17 protein-coding genes are annotated in these 23,952 nt (G+C 39.3%); 15 read left to right on the forward strand and 2 right to left on the reverse strand.

Annotated features, from left to right (window positions below):
* The first annotated feature begins 124 nt into the window (after positions 1-124).
* The 12 genes from GQR52_RS05750 to GQR52_RS05805 all read left to right on the forward strand — a co-directional run bounded on the left by GQR52_RS05750 (position 125) and on the right by GQR52_RS05805 (position 13,947).
* Positions 125-1,594: a NarK family nitrate/nitrite MFS transporter gene (locus GQR52_RS05750; protein ID WP_165727755.1), complete on the forward strand. Its 1,470-nt coding sequence runs from the start codon at positions 125-127 to the stop codon at positions 1,592-1,594.
* A gap of 13 nt (positions 1,595-1,607) precedes the next feature.
* Positions 1,608-3,365: a bifunctional protein-serine/threonine kinase/phosphatase gene (locus GQR52_RS05755; RefSeq protein ID WP_165727757.1), complete on the forward strand. Its 1,758-nt coding sequence runs from the start codon at positions 1,608-1,610 to the stop codon at positions 3,363-3,365.
* A gap of 9 nt (positions 3,366-3,374) precedes the next feature.
* Positions 3,375-4,568, forward strand: a complete 1,194-nt coding sequence (locus tag GQR52_RS05760; protein WP_165727759.1) for an alginate export family protein — start codon at positions 3,375-3,377, stop codon at positions 4,566-4,568.
* A 227-nt stretch (positions 4,569-4,795) separates the two neighbouring features.
* Positions 4,796-6,319 (forward strand): FAD-dependent oxidoreductase, encoded by a 1,524-nt coding sequence (locus GQR52_RS05765; protein WP_165727761.1) that lies wholly within the window; start codon positions 4,796-4,798, stop codon positions 6,317-6,319.
* Between the two features lie 26 nt (positions 6,320-6,345).
* The gene (locus GQR52_RS05770; RefSeq protein ID WP_165727763.1) at positions 6,346-9,042 is read left to right on the forward strand and encodes a nitrate reductase; all 2,697 of its coding nucleotides are present in this window, start codon (positions 6,346-6,348) and stop codon (positions 9,040-9,042) included.
* A 16-nt stretch (positions 9,043-9,058) separates the two neighbouring features.
* Positions 9,059-10,030 carry a GTP 3',8-cyclase MoaA gene (gene moaA / locus GQR52_RS05775; protein ID WP_165727765.1) on the forward strand — a complete coding sequence of 324 codons (972 nt, stop codon included), beginning with the start codon at positions 9,059-9,061 and terminating at the stop codon, positions 10,028-10,030.
* Position 10,031: 1 nt separating this feature from the next.
* Entirely contained in the window at positions 10,032-10,742 is a 711-nt protein-coding gene (locus GQR52_RS05780) for a molybdenum cofactor guanylyltransferase (RefSeq protein WP_206017406.1), read from the forward strand.
* Entirely contained in the window at positions 10,739-11,278 is a 540-nt protein-coding gene (gene moaB / locus GQR52_RS05785; RefSeq protein WP_165727767.1) for a molybdenum cofactor biosynthesis protein B, read from the forward strand. The genes GQR52_RS05780 and moaB overlap by 4 nt, the downstream gene beginning before the upstream one ends.
* A gap of 1 nt (position 11,279) precedes the next feature.
* Positions 11,280-11,750, forward strand: coding sequence for a cyclic pyranopterin monophosphate synthase MoaC (gene moaC / locus GQR52_RS05790; protein ID WP_165727899.1), 471 nt, complete (start codon positions 11,280-11,282; stop codon positions 11,748-11,750).
* Positions 11,728-12,018 (forward strand): MoaD/ThiS family protein, encoded by a 291-nt coding sequence (locus GQR52_RS05795; RefSeq protein ID WP_165727769.1) that lies wholly within the window; start codon positions 11,728-11,730, stop codon positions 12,016-12,018. The genes moaC and GQR52_RS05795 overlap by 23 nt, the downstream gene beginning before the upstream one ends.
* Positions 12,018-12,476, forward strand: coding sequence for a molybdopterin synthase catalytic subunit MoaE (gene moaE / locus GQR52_RS05800; protein ID WP_165727770.1), 459 nt, complete (start codon positions 12,018-12,020; stop codon positions 12,474-12,476). The genes GQR52_RS05795 and moaE overlap by 1 nt, the downstream gene beginning before the upstream one ends.
* Before the next feature lie 151 nt (positions 12,477-12,627).
* Positions 12,628-13,947 (forward strand): hypothetical protein, encoded by a 1,320-nt coding sequence (locus tag GQR52_RS05805; RefSeq protein WP_165727772.1) that lies wholly within the window; start codon positions 12,628-12,630, stop codon positions 13,945-13,947.
* A 143-nt stretch (positions 13,948-14,090) separates the two neighbouring features.
* Here the strand turns inward: GQR52_RS05805 and GQR52_RS05810 are convergent, their stop codons facing one another.
* Both GQR52_RS05810 and GQR52_RS05815 read right to left on the reverse strand, forming a co-directional pair.
* Positions 14,091-15,260 carry a putative zinc-binding metallopeptidase gene (locus tag GQR52_RS05810; protein ID WP_165727774.1) on the reverse strand — a complete coding sequence of 390 codons (1,170 nt, stop codon included), beginning with the start codon at positions 15,258-15,260 and terminating at the stop codon, positions 14,091-14,093.
* A gap of 69 nt (positions 15,261-15,329) precedes the next feature.
* Positions 15,330-16,103, reverse strand: coding sequence for an SHOCT domain-containing protein (locus tag GQR52_RS05815; RefSeq protein WP_007585227.1), 774 nt, complete (start codon positions 16,101-16,103; stop codon positions 15,330-15,332).
* Between the two features lie 1,022 nt (positions 16,104-17,125).
* Between GQR52_RS05815 and GQR52_RS05820 the strand changes: the two genes are divergently transcribed.
* The 3 genes from GQR52_RS05820 (at position 17,126) to GQR52_RS05830 (ending at position 23,944) form a co-directional block, all read left to right on the forward strand.
* Complete coding sequence (locus GQR52_RS05820) at positions 17,126-20,437, forward strand: transglutaminase family protein (RefSeq protein WP_165727776.1); 3,312 nt, start codon at positions 17,126-17,128, stop codon at positions 20,435-20,437.
* A gap of 112 nt (positions 20,438-20,549) precedes the next feature.
* On the forward strand, positions 20,550-23,069 hold the full coding sequence (locus GQR52_RS05825) for a circularly permuted type 2 ATP-grasp protein (RefSeq protein WP_165727777.1): 2,520 nt from the start codon (positions 20,550-20,552) through the stop codon (positions 23,067-23,069).
* The gene (locus GQR52_RS05830; RefSeq protein ID WP_024590933.1) at positions 23,066-23,944 is read left to right on the forward strand and encodes a transglutaminase family protein; all 879 of its coding nucleotides are present in this window, start codon (positions 23,066-23,068) and stop codon (positions 23,942-23,944) included. Before GQR52_RS05825 ends, GQR52_RS05830 begins: the two co-directional genes overlap by 4 nt.
* The last annotated feature ends 8 nt before the right edge of the window (positions 23,945-23,952 follow it).

Genomic DNA, 23,952 nt, shown 5'->3' on the forward strand with positions numbered 1-23,952 from the left:
TTTTAATTAGTGGCTCAGTAATTGCTATATCGGGTTAACTTAAATTTAACAAACATTGGGCTGCTACTCATATAAAAGGGTGGGGCATTAATAAAACAATAATACGTTTACGAGGAAAATAAACATGCAACCGAGTTCTGGGTTTAACCTAATATCGTTTAGCGGAAAAATGAAAGTATTGCATCTAAGTTGGATGGTCTTTTTTGTGTCATTTTTTGTATGGTTTAACCATGCTCCTTTATTAGGTGCCATAGCGGGTTCACTTGGGATCACCATGGCACAAGTTAAAACATTACTAATTTTAAATGTAGCGTTAACTATTCCAGCGCGTGTTGTGGTGGGTATGCTAACCGATAAATTTGGTCCCCGTATTGTTTATGCGGCACTACTTATTAGCTGTAGTATTCCATGTTTTATGTTTGCTATGGCAACTACATTTGAGCAAGCCGCAATAGCGCGCTTTGCTTTAGGCTTTATTGGTGCTGGCTTTGTTGTGGGCATTCGTATGGTGAGTGAATGGTTTCCTGCTAATGAGTTGGGTATAGCGGAAGGTATTTATGGCGGTTGGGGTAATTTTGGATCAGCAGCAGCGGCTATGTTATTGCCAATTATTGCACTAATGTTTGGTGGCGAAGATGGTTGGCGTTATGCAGTAGGTTTAACCGGTGTATTAAGCGTTATATTTGGTATTATTTGGTACCTAAATGTAACCGATACACCAAAAGGCGGTACATACTTTAAACCTAAAAAAGTAGGCGCAATGGAAGTAACCAGTAAAGGCGACTTTGTATTACTGCTTATTATGAAAATTCCTATGTACGGCGCATTAGCATTACTTACTTGGAAGCTTTCACCAACTGGTGCTAACCTAATTTCGGCTAATTTTGTACTTGCCGTGTATGCTTTTTTAGTTCTGCTTTATATTTACGAAGTGTATAAAACCTTTGACGTAAATGGTCATATTTTTAAAGAGCCTGTACCCGAGTCGCATCGTTATGAGTTTAAGCAAGTAGCTGTTTTAAATATTTTATATTTTACAACCTTTGGTTCTGAGCTTGCGGTTGTCTCTATGTTGCCGCTGTTTTTTATGGATGTGTTTGCGCTTGATATGGTGTATGCCGGTATTTTAGCCTCTGCTTACGCATTCATGAACTTAGCATCTCGCCCTGGTGGCGGTTGGATTTCAGATAAATTAGGTCGTCGTATTACCCTTATTGTACTTACAATGGGTCTTGCTGTTGGTTATTTTGTAATGGGCTTGGTTGATGCATCTTGGCCTTTATGGCTTGCAGTTGTTGCAGCTATGGCATGTTCGTTCTTTGTGCAAGCTGGTGAAGGCGCTGTATTTGCCGCAGTACCACTAATTAAGCGTCGTTTAACTGGGCAAATAGCTGGAATGACAGGTGCTTACGGTAATGTTGGTGCAGTAGTGTACTTAACGGCATTATCACTTGTTGATTATCAAACCTTCTTTTTCATTATTGCGGGTAGTGCATTACTTGGCTTAGGCGCACTGTTTTTTATGAAAGAACCAGACGGACACATTACCGAAGTAAATGAAGACGGCACCGTTGAACTTATTTCAGTGACTTAAGGCATTATTGACTATGTTTGATGAAACACACCAAGCTAAAGCACTTGAAAATGAACTCAACGTTTCATTTGGCGGGCACAGCGCTAAAGGGTTAAAAGCAGAAAACCAAGATGCGTTTGCTGCTCTTAATACCAAAGCGCAAGAAAAAGAGTCTAAAGGCGTTATTGCCTGCTTAGCCGATGGGTGTTCATCAGCAAAAAATGCTAAACAAGCGTCTCAACTTTCGGTTACTCATTTTATAAATGAGTATTTAAATACCCCCGAAAGTTGGGCGGTTAAAAAGTCAGTGTCGAAGGTGTTAGCAAGTTTAAATCAGTGGCTTTATTCGCAATCAGTTAATTACAATCACTTAGGTCAGCGCCAAGCCGATTGGATGACGACTTTTACAGCACTTATTTTAAAGTCGGCAACGGGTTATATATTTCACTTAGGTGATACGCGTATTACTCGCTTGCGAGGAAATAAAATAGAGGCAATAACACGGGATCACAAAGTAAACGATACGCTAACGCGTGCACTTGGCGCACAACTTCATCAAGAAATAGATGTATACGAAGTTGACCTAAAAGCAGACGATATTTATATATTAACCTGCGATGGCGTACACGATGTGCTCCCACGTAGTGATATAGCTAAATTAATTAATGAACACGTTAATTTGGAGCACACTAATTTAGAAAATGCGGCTAAAGCAATTACCGAACTTGCATTAGCGCGAGGCAGTGACGACAACGTAAGTTGTTTGCTTGTAAAAGTAGAAAATATTGCCGAGCAAAAGTTAGATGAGCTTTATCATTCGCTAACACGACGAAAAATTCCACCTGCGCTTAATGTTGGACAAAAAATTGATGACTACACGGTTATCCGTAAATTGCATGCCAGTAGTCGCTCGCATATTTATTTAGTGCAACAAGCGCCCGATATACCGCCAGTGGTTTTAAAAGCACCTTCGGTTAATTTTGAAGATGATGTGCACTACCTTCAAGGCTTTATAAGAGAAGGCTGGGTAGGGCAACGCATAAACCACCTTAACGTGATGAAAGTACTAAGCACGCAATCGCAGAGTCGTTTTTTGTATCATATTTGTGAGTACATGGACGGACAAACACTTAGTGATTGGAAGCACGACGTGCCGCACCCAGAAATAACCCAAGTGCGCAGTATTATTGAACAAATAGTACATGCACTAAGGGCGTTTCAGCGACTCGATATGGTACATCGTGATTTAAAACTCGATAACGTAATGATAGATGCGCACGGAAAAGTAACGCTCATTGATTACGGCACTGTAAGTGTTGCGGCTATGGACGAGTCGGTTAAGCAAATTGCGGATGATTGCCCGCAAGGTACTGCCGATTATACTGCACCCGAAACACTTATTACTATGCACGCCGATTTTAAAAGTGATTTGTTTTCACTTGGCGTTATTGCATACGAGTTATTGTGCTCAAAATTGCCTTACAAACCATTGCCACTTAACCACGTAGCGCCAAAAGATTACAGCCATTGGCACTACACAAGTATTCGTAAATACAGAGCCGATATTCCGTTTTGGTTAGATCAAGCCCTTATGAAAGCGCTTGCCCCTAAACCAGAACTCAGATACCAAGCTTTTTCTGAGTTTATAAACGATATCAACAAACCTAATCCTTATTTAGAAAGTACCGCTAATAAAAGCTCAATAATGAAACGCGATCCAGTTATGGTGTGGAAATGTATTTCGCTGTGTTTATTTATTGCTTTGGTATGTGTATTAATAATTAAAACGTAGAGAACCAAAATGCTTAACTATAAGAACAACTTACCTATTATTTTTATACTGGGTTGCTTCACTGCGCCTTCAATAAGCTTTGCTGCGCAAACGGATCTTGATTTTAGACTGCGTTTTGAAAGCGTTGATCAAAACAATGCTTTAAAAGATGCAAGCGGCTTAACACTTAGAACCCGCTTAACGCATCAAACAGACGAGGTGAATGGTTTTTCAGCCCTTATTGAAGTAGAAGATACTCGCAGCCTATTAGGCGTAGATGATTACAATAATACGGTGGGAAAAAACACTAATTACTCTGTTATTGCAGACCCAGAAAACACTGAGATTGACCAAGGTTTTGTTAAATATGCCCGCGATGGTCTATCGCTAAAAGTAGGACGCCAAGTAATAGCCCTTGATGGGCAGCGTTTTGTTGGGCACGTAGGTTGGCGCCAAGACAGACAAACCTTTGATGCAGCAACCATTAATTACGCATTTAATAACATAGATTTACAATACAGTTATTTAAATAAGCGTAACCGCATATTTGCTGACGATAAAGACATTAAATCGTCCGATCATCTTATTAATGCAAGCTTTAAAACAGACTACGGTAAAGTGGTTTTATACAGTTACTTATTAAGTGACGATGCACTACAAGACGACAGTTTAGACACTTATGGCGTCTCTTTTAACGGTAATAAAACCCTAAACGACATAAAATTTTATTACAAAGCGGAGTATGCAACGCAGTCTGCGTCAACAAGCGTGAGTGATTTTGATGCCGATTACTATGCACTTGAAGGCGCTGTTGATTTAAATGGTTTGGGTATAAAAACAGTAACATTAAAAGTTGGCATAGAGTCACTTGGCTCTGATAATGGCGATTACGGGTTTGCAACACCACTTGCCACGTTACATAAATTTAATGGTTGGGCAGATACGTTTTTAAATACACCCGCACAAGGCTTGGACGACACTTACATAAGCTTAAATGGTAAAGCGTTTGACGGAAAATGGTTGGTGGCTTATCACAGTTTTGATGCTAATGAGCAATCAAATGGGGTTGACGATTTAGGCAGTGAGCTAAACGTACAATACGTTAAACCTATTAATAAACAATACGCAGTGGGTGTTAAATACGCTGATTACTCAGCGGGCGATACCGCTGCTAATAAAGTCGATACTCAAAAATTATGGGTATGGATGAGCGCTAAATTTTAACCCTCACTATCTTCTAAAATCCTCTTGTAATTTATAGCGACACAAGATGGTGCAGTTGCACCATCTTGTGGGGCTTTACGCTTTTCACCTCTGCACCAATGTAGGCAACTTACTGATTTTAAATGCTTATATATTTGGCTTACATATTGCTATAACAAACCTATAACAAATCATTCGATTTCAATTTTAGTCAATTACTAAAGTAGATATCATTTTAAGGTGAGTAAATGCTAAGTAAGCAGCGTGTTGTAGTAGTAGGAAACGGAATGGTGGGGCACCATTTTGTGCAGCAGCTGGTTTCTCAAAATCAAGCTGATGAGCAATTTGAAATTACGGTATTAAGCGGTGAAGACCGTTTAGCGTATGACCGCGTGCAATTATCGTCTTTTTTTAAAGGTAAAACCGCAGACGACCTCGCACTTACATGCAATAAAACCTATGACGATTGGCAAGTACGCTTTCATACTCATTCTAAAGTGGTTGACATAAATCGTGATGCGCAAACTGTAACGACCGCTAAAGGGGAGTCGTTTGAATACGACAAGCTTGTGCTTGCTACAGGTTCATTTCCATTTGTACCTCCTATACCGGGTAAAGATCGTGAGCATTGCCTTGTTTATCGCACCATTAACGATTTACACGCAATAAAAAACTCAGCCCACGGTAGTAAAGTAGGCGTGGTAATTGGTGGCGGTTTACTGGGTCTTGAGGCTGCAAACGCATTAAAGCAATTGGGTTTACAGACTCACGTAATAGAATTTGCACCGCAACTTATGGGCGTACAAGTTGATGCGGGTGGCGGTCGGCTACTAAAAAACAAAATTACAGATTTAGGCGTTACTGTGCATACATCGGTAGCAACTGAGGAGATAGTAGAGGGTGAGAACTGCCGTTACAAAATGTGTTTTAAGGGCGGTAAAACCCTTGAAACCGATATGATTGTATTCTCAGCAGGTATTCGCCCTTATGATAATTTAGCCCGCGAGTTTAATTTAGAGTTAGGCGAGCGCGGCGGTATTGTAATTAATAACCACTGCCAAACGAGCGATAAAAACATATACGCAATTGGTGAATGTGCACTGTGGAATAATTTTATTTTTGGCTTAGTGGCACCCGGTTACGCCATGGCTAAAATTGCAGTTGGGCATATTTTACAACAGACCCAGCAAGGTTCCTTGCAAAGTAATGGCTTAGACAATAAAGCCGATGAGTTCAGTGGTGCCGATATGAGCACCAAGCTTAAATTAATGGGTGTTGAAGTGGGCTCTATTGGCGATGCACATGCACGCAGCGAAGGCGCAATAAGCTATTACTTTGAAGACCAACCCAATGGCATTTATAAAAAAGTAGTCACTAATTCACAAAGTAATAAACTGATTGGCGCCGTGCTTGTTGGCGATACCAGCGATTACGATAATTTACTGCAATATCATTTAAACGACATTGAACTTACCACCGCCCCCGAAGCGCTCATTATGCCCCTTGCCGGCGATATCGCAGAGCTAAGCGCCGACGACTTGCCTGATGACGCTATTATTTGCGCTTGTCATAAAGTAACTAAACACACCATTGAACAAACAGTCGCTAAAGGCTTTATAGACCTAGCAAGTGTGCAGCAAAGCACCAAAGCCAGTACAGGCTGTGGAGGTTGTGAAAAGCTCGTTCAAAACGTAATAAACAGCGCACTCGCTAAAGCAAGTAACACTATTAACGTAGTTACTCTTAATGAGCCTGTTAAACAGCCCGCATAAATTAAAGCACACTAAAAGAGAGCAGTATGGCAACCGTAAACACGTCACCAACTATAAATAAAACGAGTTTAAAACAAACAACATGTGCTTACTGTGGTGTAGGGTGTGGTGTTGATATTTCACTTTTTAATAATGTGCCAACCAAGCTTGAAGGCATGCGAGAGCACCCCGCAAACTTTGGTCGTTTATGTGTAAAAGGCACCCATTTGCTCGACACCACAGGCAGTGATAACCGCTTAACGTCACCCCTTATTAATAATCAAGCTGTTACGTGGGATGAAGCCACCGACCATGTTGCCAATAAATTTAACGACATAATACAAAAGCACGGACCCGATGCGGTGGCTTTTTATGTGTCAGGGCAGTTACTTACTGAAGATTACTACATCGCTAATAAATTAATGAAAGGCTACATAGGCTCAGGCAATATTGATACAAATTCGCGCCTGTGTATGTCGTCTGCTGTGGCAGGTTATAAACGGGCTTTTGGTGAAGACGTAGTGCCGTGTACTTACGAGGATTTAGAGCAAACTGAGCTGCTTATTTTAATTGGCTCTAATGCAGCGTGGACTCATCCGGTTTTGTATCAGCGAATGGAGCGTGCAAAGCAACTTAACCCAAATATGAAAGTGGTGGTTATTGATCCGCGTAAAACTGACACAGCTGAGCTTGCCGACACATTTTTAAATATAAAACCAGGCAGTGACGCCGCACTTTATAACGGTTTACTTAATTATTTACATGAGCATAACCACCTCGATACGCAATTTATTGATCAGCACACAAACGGCTTTGAAAGCGCACTGCAAGAGGCAACAAAATGGAGTTGTGAGGCAGTTAGCGATTTTTGCGATATAGCAATTGAGCAAGTAACTGAGTTTTACGCGCTATTTGCTAACAGCCCAAGTGCGATTAGCTTTTACTCAATGGGTATAAATCAATCAAGTTCGGGTGTAGATAAATGCAACGCTATTATTAATGCGCATTTAGCCTCAGGTAAATTACTTAAACCAGGCAACGGTCCGTTTTCGATTACGGGGCAACCCAATGCGATGGGCGGGCGCGAAGTAGGTGGTTTGGCTAATCAGTTAGCGGCGCATTTAGATATTGAAAACGAAGCACATCAATCACTTGTACAACGCTTTTGGCTCTCGCCAACTATCGCTACAAAAGCAGGCAGCAATGCCATCGATATGTTTGATGAAATAGCCGCAGGCAAAATAAAAGCAGTGTGGATAATGGCAACAAATCCAATGGTGAGTTTGCCCAATAACGCCGCTATTAAAAAAGCATTAGAGACCTGCGAGCTGGTGGTTGTATCTGACTGTATTGCAAAAAGTGATACGTTAAAATTTGCCGATGTTGCTTTTCCATCAACCGGATGGGGTGAAAAAAACGGCACAGTAACTAACTCAGAGCGCAGAATATCAAGGCAACGCCCGTTAGTAGCGCCTTATTCGGGAGCTAAAAACGATTGGCAAATTATGTGCGATGTTGCTAAAAAAATGGGCTTTGAAGGGTTTGACTTTACAGACCCTAGTGGCATTTTTGAAGAATGGGCACAATTAACCGACTTTGAAAATAACGGCAGCCGATTATTAAATCTCTCTGGTTTAGTTGGGCTCACACAAAATCAGTATGATAATTTAAAACCCATTATGTGGCCTGTTGTTAAAAATCAGCCTTATAAAAATGGTCAGGTTTTTACAAATAACCAATTTAGCACCGCTGATAAAAAAGCACGCTTTATAGCCATAACGCCGCAATTACCGGTGCAAAAAACATCAAGTGATTACCCGTTTGTAATGAACTCAGGACGTATACGCGACCAATGGCATACCATGAGCCGCACGGGTAAAAGCACTGCGCTTTCATCGCATATTACACGGCCGTACATTGAAATTAATCCGCTTGATGCCAGTAAATTAGCAATTAAGCAAAACGATTTAATAAGTGCGATTGCCCAAACAGGGCAGGTTACCGCGCATGCAAAAGTAACCGATTCGGTGCGAAAAGGTGAATGCTTTATGCCTATTCATTGGAATAAGCAATTTGCATCGTCAGCAACAGTAAGTGGGTTGTATCAATCGGTAGTTGACCCTCTATCTGGTCAGGCTGAGTGCAAACACGGCGCTGTTAATATAGTTAAAGCACCCTTTGTGCAATATATGCAGCTGTTTGCTAAAAACGAACTTGTTATAGACAGTGATTTTTGGCTCAAAGTTAATGCTAGGAATTGCTTTAATTACCAATTGGCGCTTAATGAGCCACAAAGTGATTTACTGTATTACTGCCAAACCTTAACAGGTTTACAAGGGCAGTGGTCGGCTATGAATACGGCAAAAGCCATGCATGTGCAGTGTATTCAAAACGATCAATTAGCGTTTGTTGGTGTTATTTCTAATGAGCAAAAAGAAATATCACTTGAGTGGATAAACCATTTATTTGCAGAGCCATTACTGACCTTTACACAGTTACAGTCTTTGCTTTATGCAACCCCCGATGAAGAATTTACCCAAGGTGCACAAGTGTGTAGCTGCTTTAAAGTAAGAGAGCAGCCAATTATAAACGCCATTAAAAACGGTGTAAACACAGTCGAGCAATTGGGGTCTGAACTTAAATGTGGAACGAATTGCGGTTCGTGTAAAACACAATTAAGCCAATTAATAAAACAACATTACAAAGCAGGTTCTAGCAGCATTGATGTTGCGGTTGTAATGTAAAGAAAAAAGGAAGCATATGCTTAATGATCAATTTGGTCGGCAGTTTAACTATTTGCGCCTCTCAATAACCGATGTATGTAATTTTAGTTGTAGTTATTGTTTACCAAACGGGTATCAGTGCGATACGCCGCGTAATTTTTTAAATAAAAACGAAATTAGCACGTTAGTAAATGCGTTTGCAGAGCTTGGTACTAAAAAAGTGCGTATTACAGGTGGCGAACCATGCTTACGAAACGACGTAACCGATATTATAAAGCTTTGTAAAAACACGCCCGGCATAGAAAAAGTAGCAATTACTACAAACGGATTTAATTTATTAAAGAAAATTGATGAATTTGCTGAAGCAGGGCTTGATGCGCTTAATGTCAGTATTGATAGTTTAAATCCGAGTATGTTTAAACTCATAACAGGGCACGACAAACTTAACCTTATTCTAAAAGGGATTGAACGCGCGATAGAGCTGGGTATAAAAGATATAAAAATAAATGCAGTGCTTGCCAAGCAGTTTAATAAAAACCAATTGAAGGATTTTTTAGCGTGGGTAAAACACCACAAAGTTACGGTTCGCTTTATAGAATTAATGGAAACAGGTGACGGCGCCACCTTTTTTGAAGAAAACCACTTAAGTGGGCAAACGGTTAAAGCCCAATTACTCGACCAAGGTTGGTTACAAGTAGTTAGGGGGAAACTAAACGGACCCGCTGAGGAATTTTGTCATCCTGATTACGATGGTCGTATTGGTTTAATAATGCCGTACAGTAAAGACTTTTGTAAAAGCTGTAATCGCTTAAGGGTGTCGGCGCTGGGTAAATTACACTTATGCTTGTTTGCCGAGCAAGGTATAGATTTACGCGAACTGCTAAACGAGGATGATACTGCAGCGACCGTAAAGGCAATTCGAGCTGCTATGGGCGATAAAGAAATAAGCCATGAGCTAGATAAACGCTTAACAGGTGCGACAACTCACTTAGCCATGTTAGGCGGCTAATATGGGAGCTGATGTGAATACTCATATAAAAGCTAATATGAAAGTTAAGCGAGATTTTACAGGTGTTGTGCTTGCTGGTGGTAAGTCATCAAGAATGGGCACAGACAAAGCCGATTTAGTTTTAAAAAATAAAACGCTATTGCAAAATGCGTGTGATTTATTAAAAGACGCAGGCGCTAAAAACATATTGGTAAGTCGCAACGTTACAAATCCAGTCAAATCATTGAACCATTATTCACCGAGCGATTATCCCTCAGAAAAGTACGTTAAAGATATATACCCAAATAGTGGACCCCTTGGCGGAATTTACTCAACATTAATAGCCACCGAGCAAGATTTACTTATTACTGCAGTAGATATGCCACTACTCACAAGTAGTTTGTTAAGCACAATAGTGCTGGCTTCTCAGTCAAATAACGTACAAAGTGTGAGCAATCAATTAAATCAGTCACAAATACATGCTTGGCACTTTGAAAATGAACCGCTACCGCTGTATATTCGTAATACAAGCAGTGTAAAAAATCATTTAAAACACATACTCACAAACGCAAACAGTCATAAATCAATAAAACAGTTTACCCAAAGCATTGGTGTGCAAACGCTTTTATGTAATAAAGCGCATGCATTAATAAACACCAATACACCGGCGCAATTTAAAGCTGTAAATGAGCATTTTGACCAAAGCATTAACCAATTGAGAAGAACATTATGAGCCACACAAGCGATACACAAAGACCTTTAAACATTGCCGTACTTACAGTAAGCGACACGCGCGATGCGATTACCGATACTTCTGGTCATTACTTAATTAAAGCGCTAACTGAGGCGGGTCATCACTTAGCGGATAAAGAAATTGTAAAAGATGATGTTTACCAAATGCGCGCTATTGCATCGCAGTGGATAGCCGACGACACCATTCACGCTATTTTAGTGACTGGTGGTACAGGATTTACCGAACGTGATTCAACACCTGAGGCATTTGCGCCGCTGTTTGATAAAAGCGTAGACGGCTTTGGTGAGCTATTTAGACATATATCGTACGGTGAAATTGGTAACTCAACTATTCAATCTCGTGCACTTGCAGGACTTGCTAACAACACCGTTATTTTTTGTATGCCAGGCTCTACAGGCGCATGTAAAACAGCGTGGACAGGCATTATAAAAGATCAACTTAACTCAATGCATAAACCGTGTAACTTTGTACCGCACATTACCATTGGTAAAAAGTGTGAATCGCGTGAGCAATAGTATGTTAAGCCACGTAGACGAAAACGGTCAAGCTAATATGGTTGATGTATCGCTCAAAGACGTTACCTTGCGCGATGCCTCAGCTGAAGCATTTATTAGCATGAGCAAGCTTGCTTTTGAGCAAGTAATGCTTAATCAAAACAAAAAGGGTGATGTGTTAGGCGTGGCACGTATTGCGGGTATTCAAGGCGCTAAAAAGTGCGCTGATTTAATCCCGCTTTGTCATCCGCTTGCACTTACTAAAGTCGCTGTTGATTTTGAACTTGATGAAGCAAACAGCCAAATTAAAATAACCAGCTACTGCAAACTTGCCGGTAAAACCGGGGTCGAAATGGAAGCGCTAACGGCGGTATCTGTGGCTAGCCTTACTTTGTTTGATATGTGTAAAGCAGCCGACCCACTAATGGAAATTAGCTGCATGCGCGTTACTCAAAAAGCTGGGGGTAAAAATGGCAGTTGGCAGCGAGATTAATCCTATAGCTAGCGCCGGAAAAGTAGAGTTATTGTTTTTTGGGCAACTAAAAGAGCGGTTAAAGTGCAGTAAATTAAGCCTTGAGATTGAGCAGCCGCTTAGTATTTCAGAGCTTAAATTAAGATTAGTTAGCCAATACCCGCATTGGCAACCGTGGCTTGAGGAGCGTGAGCTACTTGCAGCGCTTAACCAAACTATGTCATCAAGCGACGAAATAGTGAAAGCAGGGGATGAGCTTGCCTTTTTCCCGCCGGTTACAGGTGGCTAATGAGCATACATATTCAAGTACAAACCAATGATTTTAATGTAGGTGACGAGCACAATACGCTTTGTAGTAATAACAAAAGCGATGGCGCTGTTGTCACCTTTACAGGTTTGGTAAGAGAGTTCAGCAGTGGCGATAACGTTACTGCACTTGAGCTTGAGCACTACCCTGGTATGACCGAGCAACTTCTTCAATCTATTGCAGAGCAAGCACAAACTCGCTGGCAACTGGCGAGAATATGCATTATTCATCGCGTTGGTTACTTAGCACTTGGCGAGCAAATTGTATTTGTAGGCGTGACCAGCCGCCATCGACAAGCCGCGTTCGAAGGCGCACAATTTATAATGGATTATTTAAAAAACCACGCCACGTTTTGGAAAAAAGAGCACTTTAAAGACTCATCAAACTGGGTTGAGTTTAAACAAAGTGACAAACAAGCGCTGGGCAAATGGGAAGGGTGATAAAAATATTTAATTATTTACGTTCAGTAAAGGCTTTACAGCTTGATAATAAATAACTTATGTAACTCTCAGTTTGCGTGTGAAGTCTGCGTTTTTCGTGTTATAAATCAGCAATATTAGATTGTTAGCTCGACCCAAGTCTGGAAGACATATGCGCACATCAAAAATGTTATACTTTACAATATTATTACTTGTTCTACTTTCAGCTTTTCTTGCTGTATGGGTATATGATTTAAAAGAAGGTAAAGATTTACTAAGCTTTACCATATCAACAGTAAGCTTTTGTATAGCCGTATTAGCTTTATTTATTACTGTTAGAACATATACATCAATTGATAGTGTAAATAACATTAGTAAAATGGAAGGTAACATTTTAGATAATGAAAATTACGTAACCTCACTTCCAGAGTTAATTAATCAGTTTAAGTCCCAAGATGAAAATACACTAGAGAAAGAAATTTTTGACTCTATTGAGCATAAACTAAAAAAAGAGTCAGAAACCGCTGTTCTTTTTGCCGATACCCTGCAATATATAATTGACCTAATTGTTTTATTTCCAGCTGTTTTTAATGCATCAGAAACTAACAAAGTGCTTTATAAAAAGCGTATGGATACAATTTTGTCAGAAGTTGATAGGCGCTGTGAAATATTGCACTCGGTGAGTAAAGGTAATTCAATTCAAATAACGGAAACAATAAAGCTATTTAAAGCTGTTGTTTCTTACCAAAGTTTTGTAGCTGATGATAATTTTAATATTCATGCAGACTTACTTCATGTGAGAGGTCCAATTCTTCGTAATCCAGTGACAAAAACCATTTATCATAATTACCTAGGTTTGTATTACAACAAAAAAGGCATGCATTTATTACGAGAGTCGCTAAATATGAACTCTGTAGATGTTTTGTCGATTGATGGTTTAGAGCTGGCTAAAAAAAATATTAATACCATAGAGCCATCAATACTTGAAGAAGTAAGTATGTATCTTAAATCTGCCGCTGAGCAGTTCGATAAAGCACTTAAAGTATCTAGCGAAGATGTTATGTGGCCTGGTTTTATTAATTACAATAAAGCACGTACGGTATATTTTTTAGCTTTACTATCAAATAGCGAACTTAATTGGTTAGATATTCTCGACGAAGCAATAGAGTCTCGCAGCAGGTTAAATCGACTAATTGACGAAATTTTAATGATAGACAGATCAAAACCAGCCAATATTGTTAGCACACATTTAAGAGAATTTTTTCTATATCAAGAAGAGTTAGCACGTACAGTAAAATTGAATATTTTACTGTCGAATAATCTAACCAGACAAAATAATGCACCTATTATATATAAAGGGATTAATATCTCTAATATATCAAACGAAAAACTAACTGACTTATTTGTTTCAATACAAAAGTTTTCTACAGTTAGTATTTACCAAGAAAAAATCATAAGTCGACTTAAGAATAACCTCGCTGTGACAAACTAACAAAGCTTCAGCGAGAAAGTAGGGGATATACTATTTTTACGGCTTTTTTCTCATCATAAAAAAGCCACCTACCTATGCATGAAAAGTCATAGCAAGAATAAATGGCTCTTTATTAAAATGTTTTTTGGACTGAGCTTATTTTATTACACTTTTCCAATGCTCAAATCAGGTATTAAATTGAGCCTGTTATGAATGGCATGATGTATGAAAGATAACTTAGTTCGCACCGCTTGAGTAAGTACAAATGGGTAGGCATCGGCAAGTCCCATGCTGCGATTTAGTGAATTTAGAATGATCGAAAATTCCATCCAAGTATCTAAAATAGCATCAATCGATGTTTGTGAATTAAAGTAATAAGCACTTTGTGGCAATCGAAGCTCGTCTGCTTCTTCTAATTCAAACTCATTACCCGTTGTTGAGCCTGTAATTGAAAAGTTTTTGGCTGTTTCTAAAGTATCGATAATATGCATGTAATGCGCCCATGTTTCTGCCCAGTCTTCATAAGGGTGCATAGTAGCGTATTCACTAATAAAGGTTTCATGCCAGTTAGCTGGCGCACCTTGCTTGTAATGAGTATCGAGCGCTTGCTGGTAATCTAATTCGTCATCACCAAAATATTGCTTACATAAAGTATGTTTTTTTGGTGAATTTGCGATTAGTTGATCAAAATAATAATGACCAAGTTCATGGCGAAAATGACCAAGTAAAGTCCGATAACGCTCACCCATTGCTATTTTAGCTTGAGAGCGTGCTACGTCGTCTGCTTCAGCTAGGTTTATAGTGATATGCCCGCAATCATGTCCTGTAAATACAACGTCCTGACCTATAATAGGGCTTACAAAGTGATCGCTTACGTTACGGTCTGCTATAAAATCGAAGCTTAATCCGCTTTCAGGTTCTTGAATCGTTGTATTTAAAGGGAGTGATAATGACTTTAATGTATACAAAGCGCGACGTTTTGCTGTCTCCATTTTTTTCCATAATGGAATATGTTCAACAATACTTAAATCGGGCACCGTTTCATTAAAGCGGCACGAAAAACACAGCACTTCGTCTTTATCGGCAACAGGTATAAATGTGTCTAAATTAACCATACCATTGCATACGTGATACTGAGCGTTGTTATCACATTTTTTATAAAAAACTTCAGGCGCTTCTGCTTTGTAAAATAACCCCGATTGCTCATCAATTTCATAGGGTTCAACTTGGTCGAACTCATCATCAATACCCACGGTTCTACCGCAAGCCAAACAATGGCTGCTTTCAAAAAATAAAATAAGTTGATCTGTGCAATTACATTTAAATGTTTTCATATGTTACCGAATAAAAAAGAGACCGTATAAACCACTTTTACTTAGCGCTATGCTATTGGAGGATAGTGGTTAAATCCTTTTTAAAAGTTCAGACTTTTTAATATTAAATTCATCATCACTCAACGCATTAGAGTCGCGAAGTTGTGCTAACTTTTCAATAATTTGAAGTGTTTCGTCTACCGAGTATTGCCCCACAGTATTATTAGCCGGTGCTTCAACTTGGTTTGGTGTTAACGATGCAAAATTCGGCTGCGTTACTTGCTGCGTAAAATCTTTTTGAGGTTCTGGAGGCGTTGGCGTTTGCCCTGAAATTAATGGCAGGGTATTTACATTAATTGTCCCCCACTGACTGTTAAATGTAAGAGAGGTATTATTGCCTTGCTGTTGGCTTACACCACCAATATTATGATCTAACGTGTCGTATACGCTCACTTGTCCATTTAATTCAACGGCTAAGCGATTAGGGAATATAGCGTAGCGAATATTATTTTGCGCACCACTGCTAAATGGGCTGCCTAGATTACCTGGCCACCATTGATTGCTGCCAGGCGTTCCTGCAGGAATAACCGGAAATATTTGGTTATTGCTCAATATATTAGCAAGTTCGTTGCACAAGTTATCAACGGTTGATTTTAAACCGTTGTTAAACATGTCGCCAACCATTGTCATTCCGCCACGCATCCATTGACCAGAACCACCAAGTTCTGGGCAATTAAACTGTGCCATTGAGCAACCGCCGTTATTAACGCTAACTAACATGTGAATTACTGCATCGTGGCTGAGGTTATAACGAGATGCTATACCATTAACTAAGTTTTCACCGACATCCGTTAGCTTTTGCATAAGAAAATATCCTATTAGGTAGATTGGGTTGATTTAAAAAATCTTAAATACGCTAGGGCGTGTTGATTTTTTGGATTGAAATTTGTTCAATCTAGGGGCGATTTAATCGCGGCGCGAGGTTTGTAACCTAGTGGGCTAAGTAAAAACCGAGCAACAAAGAGTCAATCGTCCCTAGAAAGAACCCAAGGGCAGCGCATGTTTGGCATTTATGCTGCGTTATCGCCTATGTATAGGGAACAACCATACATCATAGACTCTGCCTTGCTTAAATACCAAACACACTGCTGCAAATTCAACCACCAAAGATCAACACGCCCTAGTGCTGCATTACCTTTAGCATTGATGATAATGAAAAATTAACAGGTTAGTGGGATGTGTTGGTCTTTCAAATTGGACGTGTTCTGTTTTGTCTGAAATTAAAACACACCGCTGCAAAACTAATCTTTAAAACAAGCATCTTTGTATTAAAAGTTGCTTGTTTTATCTCATCGAGATTGTTAGTTTTGCTGTAACGTAAGCGGTTAAAAATCGATCTAGTATAGCACCGTTACTTACTTTAATAGCAGCTTTATTGTGAACTATTTCTTACTATTTAATGATTATTTTTAATGATTTTTAAACTATAAATAAATACTTTTAATTATACCCGTTTAGCGTTATAAATAACGGAGTAAGTATTTTAAAAAATTAACATTATTTGTTTTATTTCAATATTTTAAATTAACTAGTTTTAATTGTAAGTTATTTTTAAGCACTATTTTGGTGCATTACCTGCACCATTAAAAATCTAAAATTGATGGTATAAATTACACCCAGTTTAATATTTACAGAGTTGGTGTGTTTTTTCTATTAATTTGGTCAAAACCTTTATGCATGGCGTTGCTTTGTGTATGAGTCGGCAAATGGATGAGGAGCACTAATTTATAAGTTTGCTGGTATAAAAATTGCACAAGTTGAATTAGGCCAAGTAATATATTTTAGCGTTATATTGTGGCTATACATTATTAAAGGGGAATTAATAGATGACAATTACAGTTGGAATTTCGCACCATACTCAGTATAAATACGATCGGTCAGTTAATATGGGACCGCATATATTCCGATTACGTCCAGCGCCACATAGCCGTACAAAAATTAAAAGTTATTCTTTAAAAATAGTTCCAGAAGATCACTATATAAATTGGCAACAAGACCCTTTTGGTAATTACCAAGCGAGGGTGGTGTTTAACAAGCCAACTACCGAATTTAGTTTTACAGTTGATTTGGTCGCCGAACTAACGGTTATTAATCCTTTTGATTTCTTTTTAGAAGATTACGCCGAAAACTTCCCGTTTGTTTACGATGCTATTTCAAAGTCAGAACTCACTCCTTATTTAAAAAAACGCAAAGCCAGTCCAAAATTTAAAGAATTAATTGAATCTTTAAACCCTAAAGAGCCGCTTAGAAGCGTTGATTTTTTAGTGGCTGTTAATCAAGCTATTTATGAATTAGTAGGTTATGGCATTCGTTTAGAACCCGGTGTGCAAACGGCAAACGAAACAATAAGTAAAAAAACAGGTTCGTGTCGTGATTCCGCTTGGTTGTTAGTACAACTGTTTCGTCATTTAGGGTTGGCATCTCGATTTGTATCGGGTTACCTAGTACAGCTAACCTCAGATCAAAAATCACTAGATGGTCCAAGCGGTCCTGAAGAAGACTTTACCGATTTGCATGCATGGACCGAGGTGTATATTCCGGGTGCAGGTTGGATAGGGCTTGATCCTACCTCGGGTTTATTTGCCGGTGAAGGTCATATTCCATTAGCGTGTACGCCAGAGCCAAGCTCGGCAGCGCCGGTAACCGGCGGTATAGACGACTGTAAATCTGAGTTTAGCTTTTATAATAAAGTAACGCGTGTACACGAAGACCCACGTGTTACTAAGCCGTATTCTGAGGCGCAGTGGGCTGCAATTAATCGCTTAGGTCAGCACGTTGATAATGTTTACAATGAAGAAAACATACATTTAACCATGGGCGGCGAACCTACGTTTATTTCTATTGACGATATGGAACATCCTCAGTGGAACACTGATGCCGATGGTAAAGAAAAAAGAATATTAGCTCAAAATTTATTTGTAGAAATGAATAAAGTATACACAAAAGGTGGCTTTACTCATTACGGACAAGGTAAATGGTATCCGGGTGAGCCATTACCACGTTGGCAATATGCGTGCTATTGGCGCAAAGACGGCGAGCCTTTATGGCAAGATGCTGCACTATTAGCCGATCCTAATAAAGATTATAAATTTGATCATACCGATACTAAAAAGTTTGCTGATAAACTGTGTGACTCACTTGGTCTTGAAACCAAGGCACTTACTACGGCTTATGAAGATATTTTATATCACATGTGGCAAGAAGCCTCATTACCTACCGAAATAAAGCCAGATCAACCAGAACTTCTTCATGCAATGAGCCGAAAAGGCTTTTTAGCTAAAATGGATAAAGGCATAGAAAAGCCTGTTGGCTATGTTCTACCTTTAAAATGGAACGATAGTAAAAACTGTTGGCAGTCGTGTACGTGGGAGTTTAAACGGGGTCATTGTTTTTTATTACCGGGTGAATCACCACTTGGTTATCGCCTACCTTTAGACAGCCTTGAGTGGAGCGGCAATATTATTGACCGCGACCCGTTTGATATTCCAGAAAATTTTACCAAAGCTAAAAAGCTTAAAAAGGGCTTTATTGGTAAAGAAATGGTTAAAACTGCGCTTGTAATGGAAGTGAGAGAGAGGCGTTTATATATATTTATGCCACCAACAAGTCATTTTGAACATTACATGGGTTTAATAAGTAGTATAGAGAGTGTGGCTAAAGAACTTAAAATGCCGCTTGTTATTGAAGGCTATAGCCCACCTAAAGATAGCCGCGTAGAAAAATACGCTGTAACGCCAGATCCAGGTGTTATTGAAGTAAATATTCATCCTTCAACATCCTGGGATCAATTAGTCAGTCGAACTACAACGCTATATGGTTTAGCAAAAGAATGCCGATTAGGTACCGATAAGTTTATGGCAGATGGTCGCCATACTGGTACTGGTGGTGGTAACCACGTAACGCTTGGTGGCGAAACACCTGAGCAAAGCCCATTTTTACGCAGACCCGATATTTTAAGAAGTTTTATTACCTATTGGCAGCATCATCCTGGTTTGTCGTATTTATTTTCGGGGCTTTTTATTGGTCCTACAAGCCAAGCGCCGCGAGTGGATGAAGCCCGTGATGAAGTTTTATACGAGCTAGAAATTGCCTTTTCGCATATGCCCGAAGGTGAGGTGCCTGAACCTTGGTTAGTTGATAGGTTACTGCGTAATTTATTAGTGGATTTAACGGGTAATACACACAGAGCAGAGTTTTGTATTGATAAGCTCTATTCACCCGACTCAGCCACAGGTCGTTTAGGGATTGTAGAATTTAGAGGTTTTGAAATGCCTCCACATTCACAAATGAGTTTAGTGCAAATGCTACTGTTGCGTACTTTACTTGCTTGGTTTTGGAAAAAACCTTACCACAAGCCATTAATACGTTGGGGTACAGAGTTACACGACAAGTTTTTATTACCACAATATGTAGAAAACGATTTAGCTGAAGTAAGCCGCGATTTACAACAGGCAGGTTTTCAATTTCAGTTAAGTTGGTTAAATCCATTTTTTGAATTTAGATTTCCGGTATGTGGCACGCGAGAACTTGATAACGTAACACTTGAGCTTAGAACCGCAATCGAGCCTTGGCATGTACTAGGCGAAGAGGCAAGTGCGTCGGGTACGGCGCGCTATGTAGATTCGTCATTAGAAAGAGTACAAATAAAAGTACAAGGAACAATGAGCGATCGCTATGTTGTAACGTGTAATGGTCGAAGAGTGCCGCTTAAACCGGTTAAAGGTAAAGCAAAAGATGAAATGGTCGCGGGTATACGATACAGAGCTTGGCAACCACCTACAGCGCTTCACCCAACTATTGGCGTACATGCTCCATTAGTTTTTGATTTAATTGATACGTGGGAAGGTCGTTCAGTTGGAGGCTTTGTATATCATGTGAGCCATGCTGGAGGTCGTAATCCTGAAACACTACCGGTTAATGCATTTGAAGCCGAAGGGCGCAGAGTTGCAAGATTTTGGGAGCATGGGCATACACCATCGTTACTTGCATCAGCAGAACCAAGCTGGAGCCCATCGGCGGTTACGCATAGTTTTCAATCGGCGCAAAGCGCAAGTGAATACGTGGTACCTGATGAAGAAAGTAGTAATCCTGATTATCCAAATACCTTGGATTTACGCAGGCAGCCTAACTTTAAATAATAATTGATAGTTGTGTCATTCCACTTTGAAATTATTTAAAGTGGAATGACTAAATATTTTTAAAGCATCATTATGAACACGGCTATTTACTATAAATTGGAGCGCTTTCAGCTTGTATATTAACAATAACGCGATGCCGGAATTGCCTGAGTGGTTGTCTTTATACCTTGATAAATCACATGGACATGATGAACTAGCAAACCACAGTGGTTTAAACCCAGACCATTGGGATACTTTATTTAAGCGTTTAGCTAGTCTAACAGCAGATGATGTTAGTAGCCGCGCTACAGAAATTAGCCAATTGCTACAAAATGGCAATATTAAAAATGAAAGCAATAAGCAGTGGCATTTTGACCCATTGCCATTTATGTTATCTAAAGCCGATTGGGCGTTGCTCGAAGAGGGAATAAAACAAAGAACCCTTTTATTAAATAAAATTCAGCAAGATATTTACGGTGACCAAACACTATTAGTTGATGGTCATATTCCTGCAAAGCAGCTTTTTCAAGACCCTAATTACTTACGCGAAGGTTTTAGTTTACCTAGTAATGAATTAACACTTTTTTTTACTGCATTAGATGTTTACCGCACGCCAACAGGCGAATTTAAAGTATTAAGCGATCATTGTCAGTGCCCGCTGGGCTTAGGGCTATTAATTAAAAGCCGTATTATTGCAAGGCGTGTAATGGCTGAAGAATTTGCCGAATGTAATGTTCAGCAAATTAAAGAATTTTTAAATTTATTCCAAGAGGGTATTAACGAATATACCCATTATATGGATGACCCACGAATTGTAATTCTTACCCAAGGAATTGATGACCCTAACTACAACGAGCATGCATTCCTATCTACCTACTTTGGCTATACATTAGTACAAAGCGCCGACTTAACCGTACGTGGTGGTGACGTTTGTTTAAAATCGTTACAAGGCTTGGGTAAAATTAATGTCATTTTACGCTGGGTTTCTGATCGTTGTATTGACTCTTTAGAGCAAACTGAATATTCACTTCATGGTATTCCGGGCTTATTACAATCGGTACGACAAGGGTCGGTTAAGGTTTTAAACCCGTTTGGTAGCGGTGTGCTCTCGTCACCTTCAATAAAGTGCAACTTAGAAAAGTTATCGCAGCAAATTTTAAAACAACCGCTGTTATTAGGTGAGCCAAATTATTTAAGTGTAAAAGAAGCGCAAGCCGTTGATTGGAATAACCTCGAACTACTATCTGCTATAGACCCTACACTCAAGTTAGATGGAGTGTTAGACGAGCAAGAAATAAAGCTACTTATCAGCAAAGAACCCGATAATTACTTTTTCCAAGAAAAACCTTCTTTTAGCAGTGCACCATTTTGGCATGATGGGCAATTAATCTCCAAGCCAGTGGTGTTTAGATGCTATGCATTAACCACAGAAAATGGCGTAGAAGTACTTCCTTCAGCACTGTGTTTTTCGAACGAAAAAAGTAACAACCCGAGAATATCTGGTTGGATCAAAGATACATGGATAAAGACAGCCGATAGAGTTGATTTAGGCGAGCATAATCCACCGGTGCCAATTAGAAAAAGAATGGATGTAACGCTACTCGAAGGGGTTATTTCGAGCCGTACGGCTGAGCACCTTTTTTGGTTGGGTCGATACTTAGAACGCTGCGAAAACACCATACGTATTTTGCGTATTTTTATAGACAAGTACACCGAGTTTTCTGTTTACCCAGATTCAATACGAAAAAGTATAGTTGCACGGCTTTCTAATGCCATTAGGTCGCAGTATATTGTTTATCCCTATATAGAACCTGATTTAAAACTAGATGGCATTGATGTAAATCTGTCTAAAGAAACCGCCTTTCAACTCCTTGCAGACGAGCAATGCGCTGGCAGTATTATTAATACATTAAAGTACATTGCAAATGCGTCGGTGCAAATTCAAGAATTACTATCTCATGATAGCCGCCGAATAATTGATGATATTAATGAGCAAATTAAAGTATTTAAAAATGTAAATATTAATATTCCAACGCGTGCAATGCAAAGCAGCCTAGATAGAGTTATAGGCTCAATTATGGCTTTTAATGGCTCGATTACAGATTGTATGCCAAATAGTAACGGCTGGTTTTTACTCGAAATGGGCAGAAGAGTAGAGCGTAGCTTACAAATTACATCACTAAGTGCAGCTTTATTAACCAAAGAGTTAGACGAGCCCGAAGAGCTTGGCTTACTTGAAGCCGTGCTAAGTTGCCAAGTTAGTTTAGTTACGCATAAGCGCCGATACAGAATGTATCAAACCATTGGTACAGGGCTTGAGCTATTACTTTTAGATGCTGAATACCCACGTTCTTTATTATTTCAGTTAGAGGAAATTAATAAGTTGTGTAAGCATTTACCCACAAAACGCAGACAAGGCGTAATTGCGGCACACGAAAAAGCAATTTTACTGTCTAAAACAAGTTGTTATGTAACTGAGAAAGATTACCTACAAAAAAGTGAAAATGGACAACGTAACCAGTTAATCGAATTTAACCATAATACGCGTATGAACTTAGATACATTTTGTGATGTATTATTACTACAGTATTTTTCTCATACCCAAACGGCAAATAAATTGAACTGGACTAATATTGAGCAAGCTCAATCGTGAAATATAAAATAAAGCACTCGACTACATACAACTATTCAGACTTTGTTAGTTTGTGTCAAAACCAAGCGCGATTAACGCCAAAAACGAATCGCGGGCAAATATGCCACAGTAGTCGTGTAGAAATTGAACCTACACCGACTTACTTACAAACATTTACTGATTATTTTAATAATCAGGTAACAGCGTTTGAAATAGCAATACAGCATAAAAAACTTAAAGTAACGATGATCAGCGAGGTAGAACTGTTAGTCGGCGCTAATAGTAATTTAGAGAGCGTTGATATTGCTTGGCGAAAAGTACGTGATTTATTGGTTAAACCAAATACAGCGGAATTATTAAAAACGTCTGAATTTGTACTACCTTCACAGCTTATTCCAATAGATAAAGGAATTAAGGAATACGCATTAATTTCGTTTGATGCACACAAAAATATAATTTCTGCATGCAAAGATTTAATGGCACGGATTTTTCATGAATTTCATTATGATCCTGGTTTTACAACAATTAGTACGCCTTTGAGCACTGTTTTTGCACAAAAAAGGGGCGTTTGCCAAGACTTTGCACACTTTGCGCTTGCATGCTTACGCAGCGTAGGGTTAGCAGGTCGATACGTAAGTGGGTACATAGAAACCATGCCGCCAGAAGGCGAAGAAAAGCTAGAAGGTGCAGATGCAACTCATGCATGGTTTGCGGTATTTGTGCCAAACTTTGGTTGGGTTGATTTTGATCCAACAAATAATGTTTTACCACGCGATCAGCATATTACTCTAGCCGTAGGGCGAGACTTTTCTGACGTAACTCCTTTAAAAGGAGTGGTATTTGGTGGCGGTAGTCAACTGCTTGATGTAGCGGTTGATATGATTCGAATGGAATAGCAGTTTAA

It is taken from the genome of Pseudoalteromonas sp. 31A1 (assembly GCF_011378815.1).
GTDB lineage: Bacteria > Pseudomonadota > Gammaproteobacteria > Enterobacterales > Alteromonadaceae > Pseudoalteromonas > Pseudoalteromonas arctica.